Annotated in this window: 21 protein-coding genes and 1 pseudogene; 11 read left to right on the forward strand and 11 right to left on the reverse strand. The window is 70.2% G+C overall.

Going from position 1 to position 23,433, the window contains the following annotated elements; translation table 11 throughout:
- Positions 1–196 precede the first annotated feature (196 nt).
- Both P3T35_RS37735 and P3T35_RS37740 read left to right on the forward strand, forming a co-directional pair.
- On the forward strand, positions 197–1,576 hold the full coding sequence (locus P3T35_RS37735; RefSeq protein ID WP_101383094.1) for an SDR family NAD(P)-dependent oxidoreductase: 1,380 nt from the start codon (positions 197–199) through the stop codon (positions 1,574–1,576).
- 624 nt (positions 1,577–2,200) lie between these two features.
- Positions 2,201–2,821, forward strand: a complete 621-nt coding sequence (locus tag P3T35_RS37740) for an SMI1/KNR4 family protein (RefSeq protein WP_101383093.1) — start codon at positions 2,201–2,203, stop codon at positions 2,819–2,821.
- Positions 2,822–2,912: 91 nt separating this feature from the next.
- Here P3T35_RS37740 and P3T35_RS37745 read toward each other — a convergent pair whose 3' ends face one another.
- Complete coding sequence (locus P3T35_RS37745; protein ID WP_101383092.1) at positions 2,913–4,514, reverse strand: CocE/NonD family hydrolase; 1,602 nt, start codon at positions 4,512–4,514, stop codon at positions 2,913–2,915.
- 187 nt (positions 4,515–4,701) lie between these two features.
- Between P3T35_RS37745 and P3T35_RS37750 the strand changes: the two genes are divergently transcribed.
- A complete protein-coding gene (locus tag P3T35_RS37750) occupies positions 4,702–5,454 on the forward strand; it encodes a TetR/AcrR family transcriptional regulator (RefSeq protein ID WP_280709452.1) in 753 nt (250 codons plus the stop codon).
- A gap of 205 nt (positions 5,455–5,659) precedes the next feature.
- Here the strand turns inward: P3T35_RS37750 and P3T35_RS37755 are convergent, their stop codons facing one another.
- A complete protein-coding gene (locus P3T35_RS37755; RefSeq protein WP_101383091.1) occupies positions 5,660–6,373 on the reverse strand; it encodes a TetR/AcrR family transcriptional regulator C-terminal domain-containing protein in 714 nt (237 codons plus the stop codon).
- Between the two features lie 111 nt (positions 6,374–6,484).
- Between P3T35_RS37755 and P3T35_RS37760 the strand changes: the two genes are divergently transcribed.
- Entirely contained in the window at positions 6,485–7,984 is a 1,500-nt protein-coding gene (locus tag P3T35_RS37760) for an FAD-dependent monooxygenase (RefSeq protein WP_101383090.1), read from the forward strand.
- Between the two features lie 110 nt (positions 7,985–8,094).
- Here P3T35_RS37760 and P3T35_RS37765 read toward each other — a convergent pair whose 3' ends face one another.
- A complete protein-coding gene (locus P3T35_RS37765) occupies positions 8,095–8,430 on the reverse strand; it encodes a hypothetical protein (protein ID WP_101383089.1) in 336 nt (111 codons plus the stop codon).
- A 400-nt stretch (positions 8,431–8,830) separates the two neighbouring features.
- Here P3T35_RS37765 and P3T35_RS37770 point away from each other — a divergent pair, with 400 nt between their 5' ends.
- Positions 8,831–10,054, forward strand: coding sequence for a site-specific integrase (locus P3T35_RS37770; RefSeq protein ID WP_180356678.1), 1,224 nt, complete (start codon positions 8,831–8,833; stop codon positions 10,052–10,054).
- A 604-nt stretch (positions 10,055–10,658) separates the two neighbouring features.
- Positions 10,659–10,799, forward strand: a complete 141-nt coding sequence (locus P3T35_RS37775; protein WP_180356677.1) for a hypothetical protein — start codon at positions 10,659–10,661, stop codon at positions 10,797–10,799.
- A gap of 580 nt (positions 10,800–11,379) precedes the next feature.
- Here P3T35_RS37775 and P3T35_RS37780 read toward each other — a convergent pair.
- The 4 genes from P3T35_RS37780 to P3T35_RS37795 form a co-directional block, all read right to left on the reverse strand.
- The gene (locus tag P3T35_RS37780; RefSeq protein ID WP_101383087.1) at positions 11,380–12,120 is read right to left on the reverse strand and encodes an alpha/beta hydrolase; all 741 of its coding nucleotides are present in this window, start codon (positions 12,118–12,120) and stop codon (positions 11,380–11,382) included.
- Positions 12,117–12,329, reverse strand: a complete 213-nt coding sequence (locus P3T35_RS37785; RefSeq protein WP_143676956.1) for a hypothetical protein — start codon at positions 12,327–12,329, stop codon at positions 12,117–12,119. The genes P3T35_RS37780 and P3T35_RS37785 overlap by 4 nt, the downstream gene beginning before the upstream one ends.
- Positions 12,330–12,728: 399 nt before the next feature.
- The gene (locus tag P3T35_RS37790; RefSeq protein ID WP_101383086.1) at positions 12,729–13,400 is read right to left on the reverse strand and encodes a hypothetical protein; all 672 of its coding nucleotides are present in this window, start codon (positions 13,398–13,400) and stop codon (positions 12,729–12,731) included.
- Positions 13,401–13,595: 195 nt separating this feature from the next.
- Entirely contained in the window at positions 13,596–14,222 is a 627-nt protein-coding gene (locus P3T35_RS37795; protein WP_280709457.1) for a TetR/AcrR family transcriptional regulator, read from the reverse strand.
- A 256-nt stretch (positions 14,223–14,478) separates the two neighbouring features.
- Here P3T35_RS37795 and P3T35_RS37800 point away from each other — a divergent pair, with 256 nt between their 5' ends.
- From P3T35_RS37800 to P3T35_RS37810, 3 genes are read left to right on the forward strand one after another with little or no spacing between them, the layout of a single operon-like run.
- Positions 14,479–14,706, forward strand: a complete 228-nt coding sequence (locus P3T35_RS37800; RefSeq protein ID WP_101385393.1) for a ferredoxin — start codon at positions 14,479–14,481, stop codon at positions 14,704–14,706.
- Positions 14,703–16,088: an FAD-dependent oxidoreductase gene (locus tag P3T35_RS37805; protein WP_101383084.1), complete on the forward strand. Its 1,386-nt coding sequence runs from the start codon at positions 14,703–14,705 to the stop codon at positions 16,086–16,088. The genes P3T35_RS37800 and P3T35_RS37805 overlap by 4 nt, the downstream gene beginning before the upstream one ends.
- 14 nt (positions 16,089–16,102) lie before the next feature.
- Positions 16,103–17,323, forward strand: a complete 1,221-nt coding sequence (locus P3T35_RS37810) for a cytochrome P450 (RefSeq protein ID WP_101383083.1) — start codon at positions 16,103–16,105, stop codon at positions 17,321–17,323.
- A 258-nt stretch (positions 17,324–17,581) separates the two neighbouring features.
- Here the strand turns inward: P3T35_RS37810 and P3T35_RS37815 are convergent, their stop codons facing one another.
- Positions 17,582–17,875, reverse strand: coding sequence for a hypothetical protein (locus tag P3T35_RS37815; RefSeq protein ID WP_280709479.1), 294 nt, complete (start codon positions 17,873–17,875; stop codon positions 17,582–17,584).
- On the opposite strand from P3T35_RS37815, the pseudogene P3T35_RS37820 reads away from it, so the two are divergent.
- Both P3T35_RS37820 and P3T35_RS37825 read left to right on the forward strand, forming a co-directional pair.
- Positions 17,816–18,682 (forward strand): annotated as a pseudogene (locus P3T35_RS37820) (integrase core domain-containing protein). The gene P3T35_RS37815 and the pseudogene P3T35_RS37820 overlap by 60 nt on opposite strands.
- Before the next feature lie 124 nt (positions 18,683–18,806).
- Positions 18,807–19,433, forward strand: coding sequence for a response regulator transcription factor (locus P3T35_RS37825; RefSeq protein WP_101385391.1), 627 nt, complete (start codon positions 18,807–18,809; stop codon positions 19,431–19,433).
- Here the strand turns inward: P3T35_RS37825 and P3T35_RS37830 are convergent.
- The 3 genes from P3T35_RS37830 to P3T35_RS37840 form a co-directional block, all read right to left on the reverse strand.
- Entirely contained in the window at positions 19,428–21,200 is a 1,773-nt protein-coding gene (locus P3T35_RS37830) for an ABC transporter ATP-binding protein (RefSeq protein ID WP_280709462.1), read from the reverse strand. The two genes, P3T35_RS37825 and P3T35_RS37830, sit on opposite strands and share 6 nt — an antisense overlap.
- Before the next feature lie 5 nt (positions 21,201–21,205).
- The gene (locus P3T35_RS37835; RefSeq protein WP_101385392.1) at positions 21,206–22,999 is read right to left on the reverse strand and encodes an ABC transporter ATP-binding protein; all 1,794 of its coding nucleotides are present in this window, start codon (positions 22,997–22,999) and stop codon (positions 21,206–21,208) included.
- Between the two features lie 146 nt (positions 23,000–23,145).
- Complete coding sequence (locus tag P3T35_RS37840) at positions 23,146–23,259, reverse strand: SapB/AmfS family lanthipeptide (RefSeq protein WP_280709464.1); 114 nt, start codon at positions 23,257–23,259, stop codon at positions 23,146–23,148.
- Positions 23,260–23,433: the final 174 nt, after the last annotated feature.

Below are 23,433 nucleotides of genomic sequence, written 5' to 3' on the forward strand. Positions count from 1 at the left end.
AACCCAACGGACAGCGGGCGGCACCCGCCAACGGCGGCCGGACAGTGGCTGACGCCGCTTCGGTCCGACGACCCTGCGGCGACAATGCCGACCTGCTCGCCGTCAGGCACACCACCCGGACCTGACGCGCCGCCCACCTCGCCTCTTCCCAAACCGACTGCCCCCGCGACCCACGCTCCCATCCCAGGAGGCCATCGTGCCCGCTCCCACATCTGCCCGCCCGGCCCGTCAAGGGCCCTGGCTCCACGGCAAGGTCGCCCTGGTCACCGGCGGCGCCGGCGGCATCGGCCTGGCCTTGTCCCGCGCCCTTGCCGCACACGGCGCGAGCGTCCACGCCGCCGACAACTCCCCGACCAACCTCGCCCGCGCCACCCAGCAGCTTTCAGCGCAATCCCCCGCCCCCGGCACCATCACCTTCCACGAACTCGACGTCAGCGACCACCCCGCCGTGAAGCAGTGGATCGCCGACACCCACCAGGAACACGGCCGCATCGACATCCTGATCAACAACGCCGCCTACATCCGCTGGGCCGACGTCGAGGAGACCACCGTCGAGGAGGCCGAACGCACCATGCGCGTCGGCTACGACGCCATGGTCCACACCATCAAAACGGTGCTGCCCCTCATGCAGGACTCGCGTAGCGGACACATCGTCAACATCGGCTCCTCCGCGGGCAAGGTCTTCGTCAAAGGCCCCTCCGCCGCGTACGCGGCCATGAAAGCCGCCGTCGAGGGCTACACCCGCATCCTCCAACTGGAACTGTCCGGCACGCCCGTCCACGCCATGCTGGTACGCCCGGGCGTCGTCGTCGGGACCGACTTCTTCCACCATCACGTCCCACCCAGCCGGCTCCCCCGCCTCGCCGACTTCCTGCCCACCACCAGCCCCGAACAGGTCGCCCACGCCGTCCTCACCGGCCTGCGACAGGGCCGGCCCCACGTCGACATCCCCGGCTACCTGCCAACGCTGTACCGCGCATACGCCCTCGCCCCCGGCATCTTCAGCCACCTCAGCAGCGCACTCGGCAACGCCCAGGGCGACTACACCACACCCCGCACACCCCCACGCCGCTCCGCGCCCAGGCCGGCCGGGCGCCTCAGCGGCGCACGGCGTCTGCTGGCCGCCGCCGGAGCCCAACCAGCCTTCGTCGACGCCATGGCCGCCATCACCCCACCCCTGGACCGCGCGATCCACACCCTCACCGCAGGACGAAGCACCCTGTTCTCCGCCCTCCTGCCCACCCTCATGCTCCAGACCACCGGCCGCAAGACCGGACAGCCCCGCCGCACCCCCCTCCTCTACGCCACCGAACCCACCGGCGACCTCCTCGTCGTCGCCAGCAACTTCGGCCACCCCCGACACCCCGCCTGGAGCACCAACCTCATCGCCCACCCCCACGCCACCGTCACCCGCGACGGCCGCGCCACCCCCGTCACCGGCCACCTCCTTACCGGCGACGACCGAGACCACGCCTGGCAACAACTCCTCACCGTCTGGCCTGCCTACGCCACCTACGCACACCGCTCCGGACGCCCCTTGCGGATCTTCCGACTCAGCCCGAACCACACCACCTGACCGAACCCCGGCAAGCCGCCGCGGAGATCCCCCCCGGTGGCCGGTCCTGGGCCGGCATGAGCAGGCGGCGGTGTGGCTGCAGATCTGGACTGATCTCGGTCGGGCGCCGAGGACGATCGACGCCTACGCCTGCGGACTGGCCGAGTACCTGGTGATGTGCGAGCGGGAGGACGTCGACCCGGTCACCGCGAACCGCGCACGCCGCGGCCGGCGAACCCTGGCAGCACTACGACCTCGGACACGGCTACTGCAGCTACACCTTCTTCGGTGCCAGCACCGCATGGGCCTGCGCACGCTGCGACTTCTACACCCCAAAGGAATCCACGTGATTCCAACTCCTCGAAGCCAGAAGCAACTTGCAGAGGATGGCCGTGTCCATCCCGCTCACCGAGATGAACGCGCCGCCGTCGACGACGGCCAGGCTGCCCTCAACCGACTGCTTGAGCGGCTTGCCGACGTCCCGACTCCGGCCGGACCCACTCCGCGAGAGCTCAGCCTGCCTCCCGGCGCCGTGGCACTACCGATCGTTGAGACCGATGCGCTGGCCCGAGACAGCACCCGCCGGCCGTGCTGTCCGCCCGAGCCACTAGGTTGAGCCGACCAACAGGAAGGAAGAGGAGGCCCATGACTGAGCACCCGGATATCGCAGCACTGGCCCAGGTCATGGCCCCGACCTTCGGCGTTGACGAGGCCCTGGACTGGCCCTCGGTCGAAGAACGACTGGACTGCCAACTGCCCAGCGACTACAAGGCGTTCATGTCGCTCTATGGCGGTGGGGGCATCGATGACCTGCTGAGTGTCCTCCTCCCTCTGCACGAGGACGGCATCCAATGGGATCCCGGTGCCATCGAGGACGAGATCTCGGGCGCCCGCTCCACGTGGGAGCACACTCCCGCGCAGTGGCGCCCCGACCTCGACCCGGCTCACATCCTCCCCTGGGGCCAGACATCCGGACCCGATCTCCTGTGCTGGCTCACCACTGACCCCAACCCCGACCACTGGCCGGTCCTTGTCTGCGGCCGGCACACCGACGAGCGCTGGACCCTGTTCGACTGCGGCATGGCCCGATTCCTCCTGCGGATCTTCACCGCTGACCTCGCCACTTGTCCCCTGAGCGATACCTCGCTCTGGGGCAAGACCTCTCCACGATTCGTTCACTGGCGCGAACAGCAGATCCGATGGAAGGCCGGACGAGATCCCTTCACCAACGAACCGGATCCCTACGCCGACATGTTCCCCCGCTGAACAGAGCACGGTGGCTTGAGCCGCCGTCATGCGCGGGAACTTGACACCACAGATTCAGGGTGACAAGTGGCGACCGGGCGGTCGGCCTGGGCTATCGGCCGGGAGCCGCAGCCGCGTCCACGACGGGGAGGGTGAGCAGCGACGGGTGGTGGAGCGAGATCCGGACCGGGGCGAGACGGGTGGCCGTCGCCGCCGGCTCGCCGGTTCCGGGGTTGCGGGCGAAACGGGGGTGGGCCCCGCCGCTGATCTGCAGGCGGATCCGGTGCCCGGCGGGGAAGCGGTGCGCGGTGGAGCCCATCGGTACGGTGACGGCGGCCGGGTCGTCGAGGGGCCGGAGGCGTCGCAGCCCGTCGCAGACGTTGGTGGAGCGGTTGCGGGGGTCGACGTCGCAGAGTCGGGCGAACACGTCGGCGTGGCCGGTTCCCGTGCTGATGCGCAGCAGCGCGCTGACCGGTCCGAGGATGTCGACCGGTGCGGTGAGCGGCGCCGTGGTGAAGGTCAGCACGTCGGACCGGGCCTCCAGCGGGCGGTTGTCCGTCTGCGCGGCCTTGCCGCCGACCGGCGCGCCGCCGAGCGACGGCGTCGGATCCGTCGGGTCGTAGTCGAACGACAACGACCCGGTCGTGGCGTCGGGTACTCGGGGGGTCAGAGTGCCGCCGGTGTCGACGTACCAGCGATGCTCGCGGTGGGCCGGCGGCCAGTCGGGGAGGTCCTGCCGCTCCTGCCGGCCGCCGAGCTGGACCCGGACCCTTGTCGGCCGCAGCCCGGACGGGTCGCCGCACAGGTGGGCCCGCAGCCAGGCGAGGCTCTCGGTGAAGACCTCGGGCCAGCCCTGCTGGAGCGCCGACTGGTGCGACCACGGGCCGATGAGCAGGGAGGTCTCGCACCCGGCGCGGCGCAGCCTCCCGTACTGGTGCAGGGTCTGGCCGAGGTTCACGTCGTGCCAGCCGCCGATCAGCGCGGTCGGCACCTTCAGGCCGTCGGCGGCGGACCCCACGTCCGCCCCGTCCCAGTGGGCGTGCTCGGCGTCGGGGTGTGCCATCGCCTCCTCCAGGAACGGGACCGGGGCGCCCAGCGCCGACCGGTACGCCTTCATCAGGGGCAGGTCGCCGGTGGCCTTCTTGAGATGGCGCTGCAGCCGCAGGGTCGCCCGCAGGAAGCTCGGGACGCCCCGGTGCTGCGAAGTGAGGCCCATGGCGACGACAAGGGCGTTCTCCAGGGAGAAGGCGCCGTCCGTGTAGAAGAAGCGATGCGGGTCGTGCATGGCGATCTGGACGACCATCGCGCGGAGCTCCGGCGGCGGGTCCAGGGCGAGCGCCCACTGGACGTAGCCGAGGTAGCTGGCGCCGATCGTCCCCAGGACCCCGGTGAACCAGGGCTGGCGGCGCAGCCAGACGACGGTGGCCCGGCCGTCGGCGGCCTCGTTGCGCCACAGGTCGAACGCGCCGCCGGAGCCTCCGGTGCCACGGCAGCTCTGGAGGATGACGTGGAAGCCCTGCTCGGCCAGCAGCACGCCGTACATCGGCGCCCAGGGGAAGCCCCGGCCGTACGGCGAGCGCACCAGGAGCGTGGGGAACTCCCCGTCGTCCAGGGGGAAGTAGTGGTCGGTCAGCAGGGGGCTGCCGTCGGCCGCGGGTACGACGAGGCCGGGCTCGTAGCCGATGTCGTGCACTGCGGCGGGTAGACCCCCCATGGACCGTCTCATCATCCTGGCGCTCAGGGGCGGCTTCTTCACTGGCGGACGGCGCGTCGGCATCGCGGTCGTACCTCGATTCCTGGGTGCGGGTGGGCCGGGCCTGGGTGGACCCGGCGCAATTTCCCGTATGTTGTACGAGAATAGCCCATGATTGGATGGCCACCAGGAGGAGGGAGGTGCCACCGTGACCCGCACCAGCTCGTCGGGAAGCCAGGCCCGCGTGGATCCGGAGGCGCTCTGGTCGACGGCCGAACGCCCGCGCCGGGGCAGGCCGCCGGCCCACAGCCGAGCCGCGATCACCGCCTCCGCGGTCGCCGTCGCGGACGCCGAAGGGCTCGACGCCGTCACGATGCGCGCCGTCGCGGCCAGGCTCGGAGCCGGAACGATGTCCCTGTACAGCTATGTCCCCGACAAGGAGACACTGCTGGAGCTGATGATCGACGAGGTGAGCGGCGACCACCGACTGCCGGCCGAGCCCTCCGGCGACTGGCGCCGCGACCTACGTCGGATCGCCCAGGAGCAACGCGCCATCATGCGGCGCCATCCCTGGCTCCCCGCCGCGCTGCCAGCCCGCCAGACCCTCGGCCCGAACACCCTCGCCGTCCTCGACCACGCACTCGCCGTCCTCGCCCAAACCGGCCTGGACGCCCAGGCGCAGCTGGAGGCCTTCAGCCTCCTCACCGGCTTCGTGGCCAGCCACATGTCGTACGAACTCGCCCAGGAACGAGCCGTCGAGGCGGCGGACCAGACCTCCGGCGAGTCCCTCGATACCCAGGCCCGCTACCTTGCCTCCGCCGTCGCGGGCGGCAACTACCCCCACCTCGCCCGGGCCCTGGCGGGAGCGGGCGGCGACCAGAGCCACCAGGCGGTCTTCGACCGTTCCCTCGAACTCGTGATCGGTGGGATCGCGTCAGCCGGCTCGGCGGACCCGGGATAGACCTGGAGTAGCGCCGTCGGCACTCCGGAGTACGGACCCGGCCGACCGGGATTGCGCGCGTCGAGGGCCGGTCGAGGCGGACCCGCGGGTCGATGTCACCGTGGCCGTTGCGCCGCCGGAATCCGGTGGTCGGAGCCTGCGGGGGCAGGGGCGGCGTGTCCCGGTGCGGTTCCAGGAAGCCCTGCGGGGTCCCGCGTCGGGCGTTTCAGGATCGCTCGCCGACTTTCCCCGCGATGCCGTCCAGGAGGCAGTCGAGGCCGAACTCGAAGAGTTCGTCGAAGGTGTGGTCGGTGGCCTCGATGACCCGGCGGGCGAAGTGGGGGTATTCACCGCTCGCGACGACCTCGCGGATGTAGGGGCCGATGCTCGCCCGCCACTGGGTCTCGGTCAGGCCGGTGCGGCGCTGGGCTTCCCGGTCGGCCAGTTCCCGGGAGACGGCGCCGAACACGTGCTGGGTCAGGACGACGACGATGTCCGAGGCGAGGGTGATGTCGGGGGTGAGGATGCCGGCCGCACCGAGTGCGATGTCGGTGCGTCGCAGGGTGTTGGGGCCGAAGGCCGGGCGGGTGGACATGACTCCGCCCAGCCAGGGATGCCGCAGCAGGATGGTCCGCTGGTGCCGGGCGACGGTCCGCAGGCAGGCGCGCCAGTCGCCGAACGGCAGCGGCATCTCCTCGCCCTGAACGGCGTCGATCATCAGGTCGAGCAGTTCGTCCCGGCTGGTCACGTTCCGGTACAGCGAGGTCGTGCCGGAGTCGAGCTGGGCGGCGACGCGGCGCATCGACAGGGCCTCGAGCCCTTCCGTGTCAGCGATCCCGATGGCGGCGTCGACGATCCGTTCGAGGGTCATCGGCTGGCGCCGAGGCGCTCGCCGCGCGCGGGTCCAGACCACCTCGGGTGCCGTTCTCTCTTCGCCCATGTCGCTCATCCTAGCGATTCGGCTACAGTGTTCCCGAATCCGGGAACACTGTTCCCGAATGGACACGGTGTTCCCGATCATCTGGGAGCCGTCAGAGGGGGGAGCACAACCATGAGCGAGGTACTCATCGTCGGGGGCGGCACGGTCGGCCTCAGCGCCGCGGTGTTCCTGGCTCACCACGGCGTCCGGGCGCACGTGATCGAGCGCGCGGCCGGACCGCACCGCCACCCCCGCGCCACCGGCGTGGGCTTTCGGACCGTGGAACTGCTGCGCGAGGTCGGTCTGGCACAGGCCGTCGACGCCGTCGCCGTCGAGCCGGCGGCCGGCACACTCGGCAGGATCAGCGCCGAGACGCTAGCGGCTGCCGACCTCCCCTCCCGCCCCCTTGGCCCCGAACTCGCCCAGCCGGCCGCCCGAACGCCGTACACACCCGGCTCGCTGCGCGGCACCTGCCCGCAGAACCGGCTGGAGGCCGTCCTTCTGGACGCGGCCCGCGCCCGCGGCGCGCTCATCGAGTACGGCACCGAACTGGCCGCGCTCGAGCAGGACACGCACCGGGTCACCGCTGTCCTCACCGACGGCCGGACGATCCACGCGGACTACCTGATCGCAGCCGACGGTGCCCGCAGTGCCGTCCGCTCAGCCCTCGGCATCGCCACCACGGGCCCCGGAGCGCTCGGCCAGGCCATGAACAACACCCTGTTCCGGGCCGACCTGCGCCCGCTCCTGGGCCCGCACGGCTTCATCGTCTGCGAGCTGACCAACCCGCAGGCGCCGGGAACACTGATCACCATCGACGGCGACAAGGAATGGACCCTGCACACCGACCGTGCGCTGGTGCCCACCCCCGAGCTGATCCGCACCGCGCTCGGCGCACCCGGACTGGACATCGAGATCGTCAGCACCATGCCCTGGCGCGTCCGGGGCCAGATCGCCGACCGATTCCGCACCGGACGGACCTTCCTCGTCGGCGACGCCGCCCACGCGATACCCCCCATGGGCGCGTTCGGCATGAACACCGGCATCGCCGACGCGCACAACCTCGCCTGGAAGCTCGCCCTCGCACTGCGCGGCCAGGCCACGCCCGCCCTGCTCGACACCTACGAGGCCGAGCGGCGGCCGGTCGCCCGACTCGCACTGGACCAGGCCATCCTGCGGCTGCGGGACCCGGCCCTGCACTGGGATCGCGGCGCCGCCTCAGCCCGGGCCCGCGCCGAGGCCGGGGCGGTCAACGCCCCGATCGTCCACGCCGGTTACCGCTACGTCTCCGCCTCGGTCATCGACCCCGTCCCCGAGCTCCCGTCCACCGAGGACCTCACCATCGCCCTGGACGGGGCGCCCGGCTCCCGTCTTCCGCACCACTGGGTCACCGAGGACGTCTCGACCCTCGACATGGTCGCCTCCCGCTTCACCCTCTTCACCGCACCCGGCAACACCGCCTGGCTCGCCGCCGCCGCCGACCTCCGACTCCCCGCGCACGCGGTCGACCTCCCCGAACTCCCGGTCGGCGGCGCCTTCCTCGTGCGCCCCGACGGCTTCATCGCCTGGCGCACCGCCGGATCCCCCGACCACCTGGGCCCGGTTCTCGCCCGCCTGCTCGGACACGGCTGAGCCACGGGGAAAACGCCCCACCCTCTCGACGTGGAGGCCCGGGCTGCGGACCAGGACGGTCCGCTCCCCAGAGCGTGGCCCCTGCCGGATGACCTGAGCGAGCCGGTGTGTCAGGGCGTGTAAGCGATCTCGTGTAAGTCCCCTGTGGTCATTGGGATGCTGAGCCGGTCCTCGAAGAAGAGTGAGAACTGGTTCAGCGCCTCCTTCCAGTGTGCGGCGACGTGGTTGGCGTCGCGTGCCTTGGGGTTGATCAGCTCCCGGCACCAGGAACCGAGCAGCGGGCATCGACCATCGTCATGGGCCCGCCCGCCTGACAAGAACCGATCACATGACACATCGTCATCATCAGGCGCCTCAAAGCGATATTTCGCCATCCGCGTGGCCGGAATCGGCAGCCACTCACTCCGGAAGTCGGCGAAGGCCGACTCGAACGCGACGCAGAGCACGCTCCCGGCGAGAATCAGCGGGCCACACCTCGATGATTTCCAGTCGACCTCGATCGAGCCACAGACTGACGATGCGTCATCGCACCGCCGTGACAGGTGATATGACGGAGGCGAGCTGGCGGTGGTCCGTCATGACCCGCTACTGCGTCGACCCTGCTCGACACGAACTCATCGCCACCTGGGAAACCGGCCAAGGCGACCTTGCCTCACGGATCGCCGCCGTCCCGGCCGGCACGGACCTCACCGCGCTATCCCGCCTGACTGCAGCCCTCACCCAACTGTCGGCGGCAGCCTGGCGCACCTACACCCATCCGACCAGCGCCGCCGACTCCCTCGAGACCAACAGCGAGGGAGTCGCCGGGAACAGGAGCGCAGGGCATTCGAGGATGTCGCCCAGGCCGTGGCCGACCCCAACCTCCCGCATGGCGGCTCAGTCATCGTCGAGTACAGCCCGGTGCTGGAGAACGCGCACCGCGTCGGCCGCGCCCTCATCGCCCTGGACAACCCCGAGTTGACCGAGGCGATCCGCGCCGAAACCACGGTGGAGCTGGCCGCCGTCGAAGGCTCCGAGCCCGGCAACCTCACCGGACGGGCCCAGCAGGCCGTGCTGCTCAGCCGCGAAGGCGCCTCCCCCCGGCTACAGCCCCGATCCGAGACAGACCACCGGCGACTACCTGCTCGCCTGGCTCGCCGCCCAGGAACTACGGCTCAACCCACCGCCCTCGCCCGCTACCGCGCCTATGTCCACAACGACCTCATCCCCGCCCTTGGCCACATCCCCCTCGACGACCTGGCCTACGAACACATCGGCCAGTACGCCCGCGCCGAACTGGCCGCCGGCCGCGGCAAGGTCACCGTCCACCGCGTCCTGGCCACCCTCTCCAGCGCCCTCGGCGCGGCCGTCCTGCGCCACCGCCTGGGCCACAACCCCGCCAAGCCCGCCATCATCCCCAGGCCGCCCACGCCCGAACGCCGGATCTGGACCCCCGACGAGGCGGTGCGCTTCCTCGACTACGCACACAAACATGACCCGCTGTTCGCGAACCTCGTCGAGCTCATCATCAACACCGGCATGCGCAAGGGCGAGGCCCTCGGCCTGCACTGGGACGACGTCCACCTCGACGAAGGCGTGCTGTTCGTCCGCTACACCCTCTCCACCGTCGACAACCACCACACCGTCCTCACCCCACCCAAGACCCCCAGCAGCCTCAGCTGGATCGCCATCAACCAGCGCGCCCGCAGAGCCCTCGACGACCTCGCCGACCACCACTTCCTCGGCTACACCCTCCCCACCCACGGCTACGTCTTCCACCACCACGGCCGCCCAGTCAACCCGAAGCAGGTCCTCGACCGCTTCCATCGGCTGTGCGACGAAACCGGCGTCCCCCGCATCGCCGTCCACGACCTGCGCCACCTCGCCACCACCCTCGCCCTCAACGGCGGCGTCCCCTTCGTGATCGTCCAAGACCCTGCGCCACCGCACCCTGTCGACCACCGCGAACATCTACAGCCACCCTCACCCGCCAGGCAGCACACGAAGCCGTCGATGCCATCGCCCGACTCCTCGACAGCGCAGAACTCGCCCTCCACGCCACCCAACGAGCGGACCGGCCACGGAATCTGATCGCCCACTTCCGCGACCACCTCGCAGGCCGCCAACGCAGAACCCGCCACGAACGCCCAGCTCACGCGCCCATTCCGCTGTGACCGGTGCGACCACCATGCGACCACCAGCTGACAAAACGCCAGAAAGGCCGCTCCCACCTTTCGGTGGAAACGGCCTACGACCTGCGAAAACGCCGGTCGGGACGACAGGATTTGAACCTGCGACCCCTTGACCCCCAGCGGTCGAACGGGTGCCTGACTTATGTTCACCAGTCCGAATGGTGCAGGTCAGGGCCCATCTCGTCCACCCCACATGACGCCTGATGCCATCTCATGACACCCAGTCCGTGAGAGGCGCGTGAGAGGTAGCACTCGAGCCGGAGTTCGCGTGTGATTTGCATCACACTCTGATTGTACGCCTTGTTCTGCTCTCTGAACCCCCGGCGTCATTCCCACCACGGCGCGACGCACCACAGGCTGAGGGGCCTAATCGCTGGTCCCTGCGAGGATGCGGCAGATGCGCGAGCAAGCCGCAGCCCATGAAGCCGCCCGCCGGAAGGAGTTGACGGCCCGCGAGGCGCGCCCACTACGGCTGGCTCCGCGAACCGGAGACCATCCCGGCGATGGACGAGAGCGCCCAGGCCACCGGGACCCGCGCCCACCGACTGCGCGAGTCCCACCGCCAGGCCCCCGCCGTCGCCCGTACCGACCGCTCCGGCACCGTCCCGCCACAAGCAGCGTTGCGGCGAAGCGGCGCCGTGTGATCCTGACCGTTCCTCAGCGCTCCCATATCGCCGTTGGCGCTGCCTCCGCATCTTTCGGGGAAACCCGGGACAGCGGACGGGCGGTACGAAAAAGTGAGGGCTGCGGCCTGCCGTCGATCGCGGCAGGCCCGTGACCGTGATCGCCCGACAGCGAAGGATCCCTGGTGAGCGAGCAGGGACCGGGCGAGAAGCCCCCACGTTCGACGTTCCCCACGACCTGCCCGCAGTCCAGTGGCAGTCCGTCGAGCGCGGCGAGCACCTTCTCCTGTGCGGGGCAGGTCGATCCTGGCCTCCGGTTTGCGGTGCGGGCGGTGGCGCAGCCGTACCAGGTCGTCGTGGAGCTCGGTGGCGTCGTCGCACAGCAAGGCGAGGGACGGCAGGGCCATGCAAGGACTCCTCGGGTCGATGGGGAAAGGGGAGGTCAGCTGGTGGTGCCCGGCCGGACCAGGAAGCTCGCGGCGAAGGAGACGGCGGCCGCGGCGGCGGCGATCCACGGCACCCACTGTGTCCGACCCGCGCCGGCCGCGGGAGGAATCACCCCTCGACTGTCCGCTGACGGCGCAGGGATTCGCCTGTCGCATCAGGGGCGGGCGGCTTGGGTGAGCAGGAATGCCTGGGTTAGTTCGAGTACCCGGTCGTAGGTGTGGTTGTCGTTCTCGTTGAAGTTGAAGAAGCCGTGCTGGGCTCCGGGAAACTCGATGAGTTCGCAGTCGTTGCCGGCGGCGGCCAGCAGGTCGCGGAACTTCCGGGCGAGTTGGATCGGCACCAGTTGGTCGTCGGTCCCGTGGAACATGACGGTGGGCGGCATGCAGGGCCGTACGTGGTGCAGCGGTGAGATCGCTCTGGCCTGCTCCGGTGAGAGGTTGAGCAGTTTCGTGATGGGCGCGTCCTCGCGGCAGGCGTCCAGCGCGGGGTTGAACAGCACCAGGTTGTCGTACTGTCTGTCCGGTGACGCGGCCAGGCTCAGGGCGAGTTGGCCGCCTGCGGATCCGCCGCCGACGCTGATTGAGGTGAGCCCCGCGTTCGCTGCCACGGTCCGGAAGGCCGCCTCGGCTCGTTTCGCGTCGGTCATGCAGTCGAGCGGGGTGTCGGCTCCCGCGCCGACGAGCCGGTAGCCGGCGCTGGCGGTGAGGATGCCGGCCTGCGCCAGTGCCTTGGCGTGGGGGAAGAACTTGGCCGGCGAGCCGGCCATCCAGCAGCCGCCGTGGAACAGCAGTATGGCGGCTTTGGCAGCGCCGACCGGGGTGAACACGTGCAGCGGGAGCGGGGTCCCGTCGGCCGCCGTGTAGGTCTCGACGCGCTGTGTGTCGTGCTGGGTCACTGGTGGTTCCTCCGTGATGCAGGGGGAGAGGTCGGCCTCGATCCTGCGCAGCTGGCGGTGCTGATCGCGGGTGCCGATGCCGCGAGCCGGTAGGGCGAGAGGTGAGCGACGAACAGGCGAAGGCCGTCGGCGGCGAGCATCGGCAGGTGTGTGACGAGCACTTCGCAGGCGCCCGAATGGTCGAGGAATCGCTCGATGGTGGTGAGCACGCCCAGCCCGTCGGTGCGGAACTCGGACGGGGGCGGAAGGGGTTCGTAGGAGCGGGCGACCTGCGCGCGCTGGACCCGGGCCGATAGATGCTGCGTCGACCTCGCCGGTCACGGGCAGCCCCGTCACGTCCGACGAAGCCGGTCCGGGTTCCGGCGCGAGTTCCGGTGGAGCCGCCGGAGGATGGGCGTCGCCTGCTCCAGGACCGCTCGGGTGGCCGGAGTCGGCGTCGTGGGAGTCGGTGTCAGTCGAGCAAGCGTCAGGGCCGTGGTGTCGAGCAGCGCTTGACCGTCGTCACAGCCTGTGGCACGGGAGTGTTCGTTGGCAGTGCTCATGGCTGTTCTTGACGGCCTGCGGGGTGTGCGGAGGTGAGGGCTGGTGGGGGCCCGCAGGGTCCGCGGTCAGGCTGCTGCCCTGGTCGGTTCCGTCTTCGTGGCGGCTTGGGCGATCAGCAGTCGGGGGTGGATCTTGGGGCCCATGACGGCCACTGCGATGACGAGTGCCGCCGCGACCACCACGGTGGCGTCGTGCGTGTAGTGGTCGAGCAGCGTCTGAGCGAGGAGCGCGGCGACGATGAGGATGAGTTTCGCGGCGATCAGCCGGGGTGGCGACACGACGGGGCCGGTCGACGGATGCACCCCGCTGGCGCGCGTTCGGTGTGCCGCACGGACCTGCAGGGGAATCGACAGCAGGACGAGCAGCAGGCGAACGCCCAGGAAGACGAGGGACCCGCCGGCATGGGGGTCCAGCAGGCAGCCGAGGAGGTAGGCGCCGCAGAGCGAGGCCGAGATGATGGCGATCCTGACGGTGATCAGTCGGGCGATGGCCCACCGGGGCTGCTCGGACTCGTACACGGCCCGGGTCAGACGGCGCTCGGACAGCAGGAGCAGAGGCGGGACGATCAGCAGGATCACGACACAGCGCAGGGCGTGTTCCCACACCGGCTCGTTGCTCTCTCCCATCCAGGTGACGGCCAGGATGATACCGACGACGGTGTAGCGGATCCGCAGGGTCCGAGCCGCGCCGGGCTGACGCGGGCCGCCCGCGTGAGGGGTGTGTCGGGCTGGGTTCATGGGGGGCGGTTCCTTCGTGGGGGGATGAGAACGATCAGTGGACCCGGTGGTGGCATCGATGCCGCTGGCGATTCGAGGGCCGCGCGGGATACGACTGGAGGCCACCAGCAGGGACGCGCATCAGTTGCCCCCTAGCACCTGACCGGCTTGCTCTGCGAGTTGGTCAGGTGCTGGCTGCCTGGGTGGTCGCAATGGTCAGTCGCCGCTGGCCGGCGCGGGCGCGCCGCCGGCGAGAATGCCGGTGAAGAGCCACATCAGGGCTTGGCCGAAGAGGTCTTCGGACACGCTTGAGGGGTTGACGCGCCGCTGGCGCACCAGGCCCTGGAACAGCGCCATCACCACCGTGGTCACGGCGTCGGGGGAAACCTCGGCGGGTGCGCCCCGCTGGGCCAGGGAGGCGCTGATCACGCGTTCCAGTGCCTGGCGCGGTTCGTTCATCGTGGCCGCCATGGTGTCCATCACCTGGGGGTTGCGGATCGCGTACAGCCAGAACTCGGCCTGCAGCGGGGCGAAGTCGATGTCCTTGTCGGCTACGTCGATCAGCATGCGCCCCAGGGTGGCGAGGGCTTCTCCAGGGCTTGCGTCGGGGCTGTCCAGGGTCTGGGCGGCGGCGGTGATGCGGTCGGAGGCGCGGTGCGACAGCAGTTCGAGGAACAGGGCTTCCTTGCTGTCGAAGTTGGAGTACAGGGCGCCGGTGGAGAAGCCCGCCGCCTCGGCGATCTCCTCCACCGAGGCGCCGGCGAAGCCCTTGCGGGCGAAGATCCGCGCTGCCGCGTCCAGCAGCAGGGCCCGGGTGCGGGCCTTGGCCTGCGCGCGGGTCAACCGCTGCCGTACTGGTTCATCATGCTCAGCATCCATATCAAAAGAAGTATTCAGATAGCGACCGACATGTCAAACCTCGGATAGCGTGTACGCTCTCGATAGTGGTCACTATCTGAATGTTGATCGCGATGGCAGGTGGCGTGGCCGCCGCCGGTCCGCGGGGTGATGCGGTCGACACCGCCCCCGCCGCTGCAGGGCTCGCACGGACCAGCGAGGAAAGAGGAAAGAGATGAGCACGCAGTCCCCGCCGCAGACGCTGCGGCTTGTGGTGGACCTGAACCGGTGCCAGAGCTACGGACAGTGCGCCTACGCCGCGCCGACCGTCTTCCGCTTCCACGGCGAGGAGTCGGTGGAGTACGACTACGCGCCCGACCCCAGCACGCGCCGCGAGGTCGAACGGGCCGCCGCGGCGTGCCCCGTCCAGGCGATCACCCTGAGCGGCGCAACCGAGCCCTCGCCCCTGTCCCCGGGACGAACCCGGTGACCGCCACGCACGCGGCGCGCCAGGGCCGCACCGGTCGCATCGTCGTGGTCGGCGCCTCGCTGGCCGGATTGCGCGCAGCCGAGGCGCTGCGAGACGAGGGATTCACCGGGGACCTCACCCTGATCGGCGACGAGCCCCACGAGCCCTACGACCGGCCGCCGCTGTCGAAGGCGGTGCTGTCCGGCTGGCTCACTACCGACCACACGGTGCTGCCCCGGGTGCGCAACATCGACGCCCGGTGGCTGTTGGGTGTCGCCGCCACCAGGCTGGACGTGCCCGGCCGCCAGGTGATGCTGGCCGACGGGCGTCGCGTGGACTTCGACCGGCTGCTGATCGCCACCGGTACCCGTGCCCGCCCGTGGCCCGCACAGGCCGGCGGCAGCCTGCTCGGTGTGCACGGGCTGCGCAGCCGCGACGACGCGGACCGGCTGCGCGCGGCCCTGGTCGCCGCACCGCGCCGGGTGCTGGTCATCGGTGGTGGCTTCACCGGCGGCGAGGTCGCCTCGGCCTGCCGGGATCTGGGGCTGGACGCGACCGTGGCCCAACGCGGTACCGCCCCGCTGGCGAGCGCGCTGGGCGGCGTGATCGGCCGCGTCTCCGCCGGCTGGTACCGCGAGGCCGGAGTCGACTTGCGGGTGAACACCACCGTCCACGCCCTGGAAGGCGACTCCCACGGCCAGGTCCGACGGGCACACCTGTCCGACGGCACCGTGGTCGACGCCGACGTGGTCGTGGTCGCGACGGGCGCGCTCGCGAACACCGAGTGGCTGGCGGATTCCGCCCTGGCCGCCGACCACCGCGGGGTGAGGTGCGACGGCGCCTGCCGAGCGCTGGCCGCCGACGGGACCGTCGCCGAGGACGTCTTCGTCGCCGGCGACGTCGCCCGCTGGCCGCACCCGCTCTACCCCGCACAGCCCCTGCGTCTGGACCACTGGGACAACGCCGTCGCCCAGGCCCGCACCGCCGCCCACAACATGACCCACGACCCCCTCGACCACCGCGTCCACCAACCCCTGCCCGCCTTCTGGTCCAACCAGTTCGGGGTCAACCTGAAGTCCGTGGGCCTGCCCACCATCGCCGACCAGGTCGTCGTCACCCAGGGATCCCTCGACCAGCGCCGATTCGTCGCCGCCTACGGGCACCAGGGCCGCCTGGTCGCCGCCGTCGCGGTGGACTCGCCCCGCGTGCTGGACGGATACGCCGCCCTCATCGAAGCCAAGACACCGTTCCCACCGATGCTCAACGCACCCGACGGCCCGGCACACCTCGATCCCGTCGACGCCGAGTTCCCCCGACCGACCGGCCGCGAACCCGAGGCCGCCCCCGACCACGGCCCGCACCTCCCTGCACCCACCGCGCCGGCCCTGACCGCACACCAGTAAAAGGGGACACTCCCATGCCCACCACGACGCCGTCCTCGGCCACCGACCTGTTCACCCACGCCCTCCAGCACGACAACCGCGCCAACCCCTACCCCTACTTCGCGCGGATGCGCCAACAGCCGGTCACGCGCATGGACGACGGGACCTGGCTGGTCAGCGGCCACCACGAGATCACCCAACTCCTGCGCGACCCGCGCATCAGCGCCGACCGGCTCAACTCGAACACCCAGAAGGGAGCCCCGAAGAGCCTGCTCGTCCTGGACCCGCCCCGCCACGACCAGCTCCGCCGCCTGGTCACCCAGGAATTCATCCCCCGAATCACCGGCATGCGCGACCACATCCACGACCTGGTCACCCACCTGCTCGACGCACACACCAGCCAACAGCCGGGACAGCTCGACGTGGTCACCGACCTGGCCTACCCCCTACCGGTCACCGTGATCTGCGAACTGCTCGGCGTACCCCGCCAGGACGAGCCCGTCTTCGGCAGCCTCGCCCGCCGACTCACCCGAGGACTCGACCCCATCGGCACCCAGACCGCCGAGGAACTTCACGAACTCCAGCAAGCCCGGATCGAACTGATCCAATACCTCGAAGGCCTCATCGAGAAGCGCCGAACCAACCCCGGCGACGACCTGCTGTCCGGCCTCATGTTCAGCCAGAACCCCGCAGGCCAGATGGGACCCATCGACCTGCGCATCACCCTCGGTCTCCTCCTCATCGCCGGCCACGAAACCACCGTCAACCTGATCGCCAACGGCACACTCGCCCTCCTGCGCAACCCCGACGCCCTCACCCGACTGCGCACCGACCCCGACCTCGCCACCCCACTCGTCGAGGAGGTCCTGCGCTACGACCCACCCGTGCAGATGTCCGGACGCAGCGCCCTGGCCGACATCGACATCGCGGGCACCACCATCCCCAAGGGCGCCAGAATCCGTCTGATGCTCGCCGCCGGCAACCGCGACGCCCACCGCTTCCCCGACCCCGACCGCTTCATCCCCGACCGCCCCGACAACGCCCACCTCGGCTTCGGCGGCGGCCTGCACTACTGCATCGGCGCAACCCTCGCCCGCACCGAAGCACAGATCGCCCTGACCGCCCTCGCCCGCCGACTCGCATCACCCCGCCTGGTCACCGACCCCCCGCCGTACCGGGAGAACGCCGTACTACGCGGCCCAGAGCACCTGCTGGTCTCCTTCGACCGCCTCACCCCCGACCCACGAACCGCCTGAACACCGCTGGGACTGTTGGGGCGCGGGGGCATGGCAGAGGTGTATCCCTCACCGCCCTCGCCCGCCCCACGGAGGACACCGAATCGCTGGTGGAGGGCCGCCTCGTGGGGCCTTCGCCGACTTCGAGGACAAGGAACGCCGCCGCCAGGAGCGTTGCGGGTGCCGATAAATCATCCACGCAGGTCACAGCCTTGCTGCCGTCCTTCGGCTCTGGCCAGTACCGCTCCGGCGTCTTCACCTGGAAGGGCGTCGGCGGCATCATGATCTGTCGTGCTGCTGCGCTTCGCCTACCTCGCCGCGACCAACGCCCTGGCGTTCCTGCGCCTCCTGCCCATGAGCGACAGAGACAAGGACATCGAGATCCTCGCGCTGCGGCACCAACTGCTGGTCCTCCAACGCCAGGTCCGGAAGCCGAACTTCACCGACACCGATCTCGCCGTCCTCGCCAGCCTGCTCCACCACCTCCCCAAGGACAAACTGCGCCACCTCCTGCTGCTCGTACGGCCCGACACGATCCTGCGCTGGCATCGCGACCTGCTCAAGCGGCGCCACGCCGCAACCCGCGTGCCCAAGCGACGCGGGCGCCCCCCACGATCCGCTCGATCCGTGCCCTGGTCCTGCGCCTCGCCCGCGAAAACGCGTCCTGGGGCTACCGCAAAATCCACGGCGAACTCGCGGCACTGGGCATCAAGGTCGCCGCGTCCACCGCCTGGGAGATCCTCAAGGAACACGGCATCCCTCCCGCACCGGAACGGCAGAACACCACCTAGGCCGACTTCCTGCGCAACCAGGCCGAGGCCCTGCTGGCCAGCGACCTGTTCGAAGTCCGCACCCTGACGGGCGCGCAGCTGTACGTCTTCGCCGTCATCGAGCACTCGACCCGACGTATCCGGATCCTGGGCGCCACCGCGCACCCCACCGGCGAGTGGATCGTACAGCTCGGACGCAACCTCCTCATGGATCTCGAGGACGCGGGCAGCAGGGCCCGGTACCTGATCCGCGACCGGGACTCGAAGTTCACCGCCGCCTTCGACGCCCTGCTGACCGATGCCGGAGTGGAAGTCGTCACCACCGGCATCCACATCCCGCGGATGAACTCGCTGATCGAGCGCTGGATACAGACCTGCAGGCACGAACTCCTCAACCGCACCCTGATCTGGAACCAGACCCACCTTCTCCACGCACTGCGCGAGTACGAGCAGTTCTACAACAGCCACCGACCACCGAGCCCTCGGCCAAGCCGCCCCACTGCGGCCACTCCCCCAACCGATCAACGAACCAGCACAGATCAGACACTTGGAGATCCACCGACGAGACAGACTCGGCGGAACCCTCCACGAGTACCGACATGCTGCCTGACCAGGCGGGATGATTTATCGGCACCCACAGTGTCGTAACGAACGGCGATCATTCAGAGACAGGACGACAACAAACATGTTTGTCTGATCGGGACAGCATGTCATTGCCTGACTGGGGGGGGAAGTTGATCAGGATCCTGTTGGCTGAGGACATGAACATGGTGCGCAGCGCGCTGATGGCGCTTCTTGCGTACGAGGACGATCTGGAAGTGGTCGCGGACGTCGACCGCGGTGACCTGGTGCTGCCGATGTCCTTGCAGGTCCAACCGGACGTGGCCGTGCTCGATATCGACATGCCCGGCGTGGACGGGCTCCGAGTCGCGGCCGAGTTGCACGACAGACTTCCCGGGTGCGGGATCCTCATCCTCACCGGGTTGGCCAAACCCGCGCATCTACGGAGCGCGCTCTCCGCCCATGTGCTCGGGTTCCTCGGCAAGGACGCCCCTGCCGAGGAACTGGCCGCTGCGATCAGGAAGGTGGCCGCCGGCAAGCGCGCCATCGACCCCGAGCTGGCCGTCGCCGCGCTGGGCGCGCGCAAGAATCCATTGACGCCCCGCGAACTCGACACGCTGCGACTGGCCGCGGACGGCGCCTCCGTCACGGAGATCGCCGCCCGGCTCTTCATCTCGGCAGGTACCGCCCGCAACCACCTGGCCGCCGCGGTGACCAAGACCGGAGGACGCAGCCGGGTGGACGCCATCCGGATCGCCGAGGAGATGGGCTGGCTTCCCGCGGGCCCTCGCAGCTCATAGCGCCTTGGCACCGGCGGGGCGCTGCCAGTGCCCCGCCAGGTCGCGGTAGAGCCCTGAGCACGCCAGCAGCTCCTCGTGGCTGCCCACCGTGGTGTCCGCTCCGTCCATCAGGAGGACTCGACGGGCCCGCAGGGCAGAGCTCATCCGGTGGGCGATGATCACCAGGGACCCCGGCCGCCGGGTGAACGCCTCCTCCGCACGGGCCTCCGAAACCGGGTCGAGGTGGCACGTCGCCTCGTCCAGGATGACGAGTTCCGCCGGCGACAGGTAGGCGCGGGCCAGGGCGATCTGCTGGCGCTCACCCGCCGACAGTTCACCCGCCGAGACGGTGGCCCGGTACCCGCCGAGCCGCTCGACCAACCGTTCCAAACCCATGGCAGCCACGGCCCGCTCCACGTCCCCTGGTGTCGCCGTGGGATCGAGATAGGCCAGGTTCTCGGCCAGGGTCCCGGTGAAGACATAGGCTTCCTGCGGGATCAGGACGCGGCGATGGACGAGACCGGCGCCCAGGTCGGGCAGCGGGCGCCCGCCGAACCGCACCTCGCCGCTGGTAGGCCGCAGGAGCCCGGAGAGCAAGCCGGCGAAGGTCGATTTGCCGATCCCGCTGGGGCCGACCACGACGAGGTGGTCACCTGCCTCGATGACGAGATCCAGGTCACGCACCACCGGTTCGGCACCGGGACCGTAGGCGAACGTCACCTTCGCCAGCTCCACGCCGGATTCGAAAGCCGACTCTCCGCGTGGGCCCGGCGACTGGACGGGGCTCTGCAGGGGCCCGCCAGCCGCAACCGTCACGGTCGGAGTGGACTCCAGGATCCTGCGCAGGGTGACGGTGAGCCGGACGCCGCTCCCGCTCAGTCCCTGGACCAGGGTCTGCAGGGCCGGCTGGATCCCCTGCATGATGTAGGTGACGGATCCGAGCAGGGCTCCGGCGGTCACGCCGTGCCCGGACAGCCAGGGCGCGGTGGTCAGCAGAAGGACCAGCGGGAGCCATCCGCCGACAGCCAGCGCCAGGCTCCGATTGGCCATCAGTGCGGCGAGCCGCTGGGCCGCCCTGACCTGTCGCCGGACGGCCGCCTCCATCCGGTCTCCCGCCCACTGCTCGGCACCGGCAGCGGTCACGTCGCGCAACCCCCCGATGACGGTGCCCGCCAGGGCGGCCAAGTCCTCGTCGGCGAGGAGTAATTCACGCTGGGCCGCGGTCGTCCTGCGGACCATCAGCGCCAGCAGTACCGTCGCGGCGACCAGCGGCGGCAGGACCACGAGCAGGACCAGGGGCTCCAGGAAGCACACGCCCAACAGTGCGCCGGCGACGGCGAAGACGAATCTGCGAACGACCATGGTGATCCCGGCGTACGCCTCACGGACGATCTCCACCTGCTGTGTCAGCCTGGCAACGCCCGAGATGTCGGGTCGGCCCGGCACCGCCTCGCCCGCGTGCAGCCCGCCGGTGACCACCCGCCTCACCAGATCGTCCCGGAGCGGTTCCACCAGTGCCGCCAGCCGCGGGTACACCTGGCGGGTCGCCCACGCGCCGACGAAGACGGCTGCGCCGAGCAGCAACAGGTAGCCCATGCCCGTCATCGGTCGGCCGACGCCGAACCCGGAGTCGACCGAGGCCGCCACCAACCGACCGGTGGCGAACCCGGGAATCGCCTCGACCAGCGACCACAGGGCCAACTGCCCCACCACGCGGGGCCGACGACGAAGCGGGGCGACCAGCTCCGACCAGAGCAGGCCAGGGACACCGGACAGCAAGGCGCTCACCCTCCTCATCGGGTCGTATCTGCCGGCCCGGACAGCTCTGCGGTCCGCTCCGGACCGTTCTGGCCGGGCGACGGGTCCGGCTGGAAGACCGCCCGGTAGTCGGGGAGGTCCCAGAGCTCACTGTGCGGGCCGACCCGCCGGATGCCACCGTCTTCCAGCCAGGCCACCAGGTCACACCTCGCGGCGGTAGAGGCCCGATGGGCGACGATCAGGCGGGTACGGCCGTCCAACTCACCGACGAGGGCGCTGCTGATCCGGAACTCGGTGACGGTGTCGAGACTGGAGGTCGCATCGTCGAGCACCAGGAGCCTGCCTGGGTGCGCGAACGCCCTTGCCAGACCGAGCCGCTGGGCTTCTCCTCCGGACATCGGCAGCTGCTGGAGGTCGCTGTGGTACCCCCTCGGCAGACGCTGGACGAACGCGTCGAAGCAGGCGGCCGCAGCGGCCCGGGCGATCCGGGGCGACGTGTCCGCCTCCCCGTCGCCGAGGAGGATGGCCTCCCCGACGGTCCCGGTCAACAGGGCCGGGCGTTCGAACGCGAACGCGATCGCGCCGCGGATCTGGTCGTGCGAGAGTTCCGGCAGTGGAACTCCGTCCAGCAGCACCGTACCGCCCTGCGGATCCGTCAACCGTCCGGCGACGAAGGCGAGAAGCGACTTGCCGCTGCCGGAGCGACCGACCAGTGCAAGCGAAGTCCCTCCCGGTACAGCCAGGTTGACGTCTTCGAGGAGCGTCTTCCCGTCAACTCGCACGGTGACGTCCCGCAGTTCGAGGCGACCAGGGCCGGCGGGTAGGTCCCTGGCCCCGTAGGCCATCGCCGGCTCCACCAGTACTTCCTGGATCCGTCCGGCGGCGGCCCTGGCCCGGCTGAGCCGACCGAGGAACATCGCGGTCATGCCGACTCCGGAGCCCAGGGCGGCGTAGCGGGCGGCCGCCAACATCTCACCCGGTGTGACGCGACCCGCCGCCAGCCCGAACCCGGCAACCGAGAGGACGGCTACCTCCAGCAAGGGCACCAGAAGAGCGTTCTGCGCCGCCATCTTGGTTTGCGCCCGCCAGAACCCGTGGCCGAGTCCGCTCAGTTCGGGAAGCGGATGCAGGACGCGTTCGGCCTCCCGGTCCGCGCTTTCCGCCGCCGTGATGGTTCGCATGCCGCCCAGGGCCTCGACGAAACCGGCGGCGATGATCCCCTGGATACGTTGGTAGCGGGCGATCAGGCCCGACAGGTCCTGGGTGTACGACCGCAGGAAGAAGACCGACGCGGGCACGCCGACGAGGAGCGTCACGGCCAGCCAGGGGTCGATCAGCCAGAGCGCGGCGATACTGACGAGAGACGGGATGACGGACAGCGCCGCCCACACGGCGGCCTCCGCCGCGGCGCCCGCGTCCGCGGCGCCGCCGATCAGCCGGGTGGTGAGGTCTCCGTGGCCGAAGCGGACGGTGGCGCGCCCGCCGAGGGTGAGCAGGTGGGCGAGTTGGACCCGGCGTAGCCGGGCCGTGGCGGCGGCAGAACTCCGGCCCGCCGCAAGGTCGGCGAGTACCTCGCACAGGATGAACAGGGCGACCACCAGGGAGCAGGTCGTGATCCGCCCGTCTGCGGTGCGGCCGGTCATCGCGCTGTCCACGGCGGCACCGACCACTGCGGGAAGGAGCACCTGGGCCACCACACTCCCGAGGGCTGAGAGCGCCAGCAGGACGGCCCAGACACCCGTGTCCCGGACTGTGCGCAGCAGCAGCCGGTCAGCGGCACGGTTATGCGAAGGGCCGATCCGGCCGACTGCTTCCACGGAATCGGTCATCATTCTGCCCTCCTAGGTCGTCACGGTGAACTGCGGGCTTCGTCCGTGCGTTGACGGTACGGACGACGCACGGCGCAGGCCACCCGGCCCCGAGGCGGTTGCCCGCCCGGGACCGGGTGGCCCAGCCGACTAGTCGATCAGTCGGTTCAGCAGAACACCCAGCTGGAGTTCGAGCAGCTGTTGCTCTGGCCGCTGTCCATCGGGCCCATCTCCTCAGCCTCGGTGGAGAGCTCCATCGTCTGCAGGTCGAGCAGCGCCATGATCTGTTTCCTCTCGGATTGTCATGCTCTGATGATCAGTAGTGCGAGGGTTGGTGCGACCGAACCGAACCGATCGGTATCAGCAGAACACCCAGCTGGAGTTCGAGCAGCTGTTGCTCTGGCCGCTGTCCATCGGGCCCATCTCCTCAGCCTCGGTGGAGAGCTCCATCGTCT

It is taken from the genome of Kitasatospora sp. GP30 (assembly GCF_029892145.1).
Lineage (GTDB): Bacteria > Actinomycetota > Actinomycetes > Streptomycetales > Streptomycetaceae > Kitasatospora > Kitasatospora acidiphila.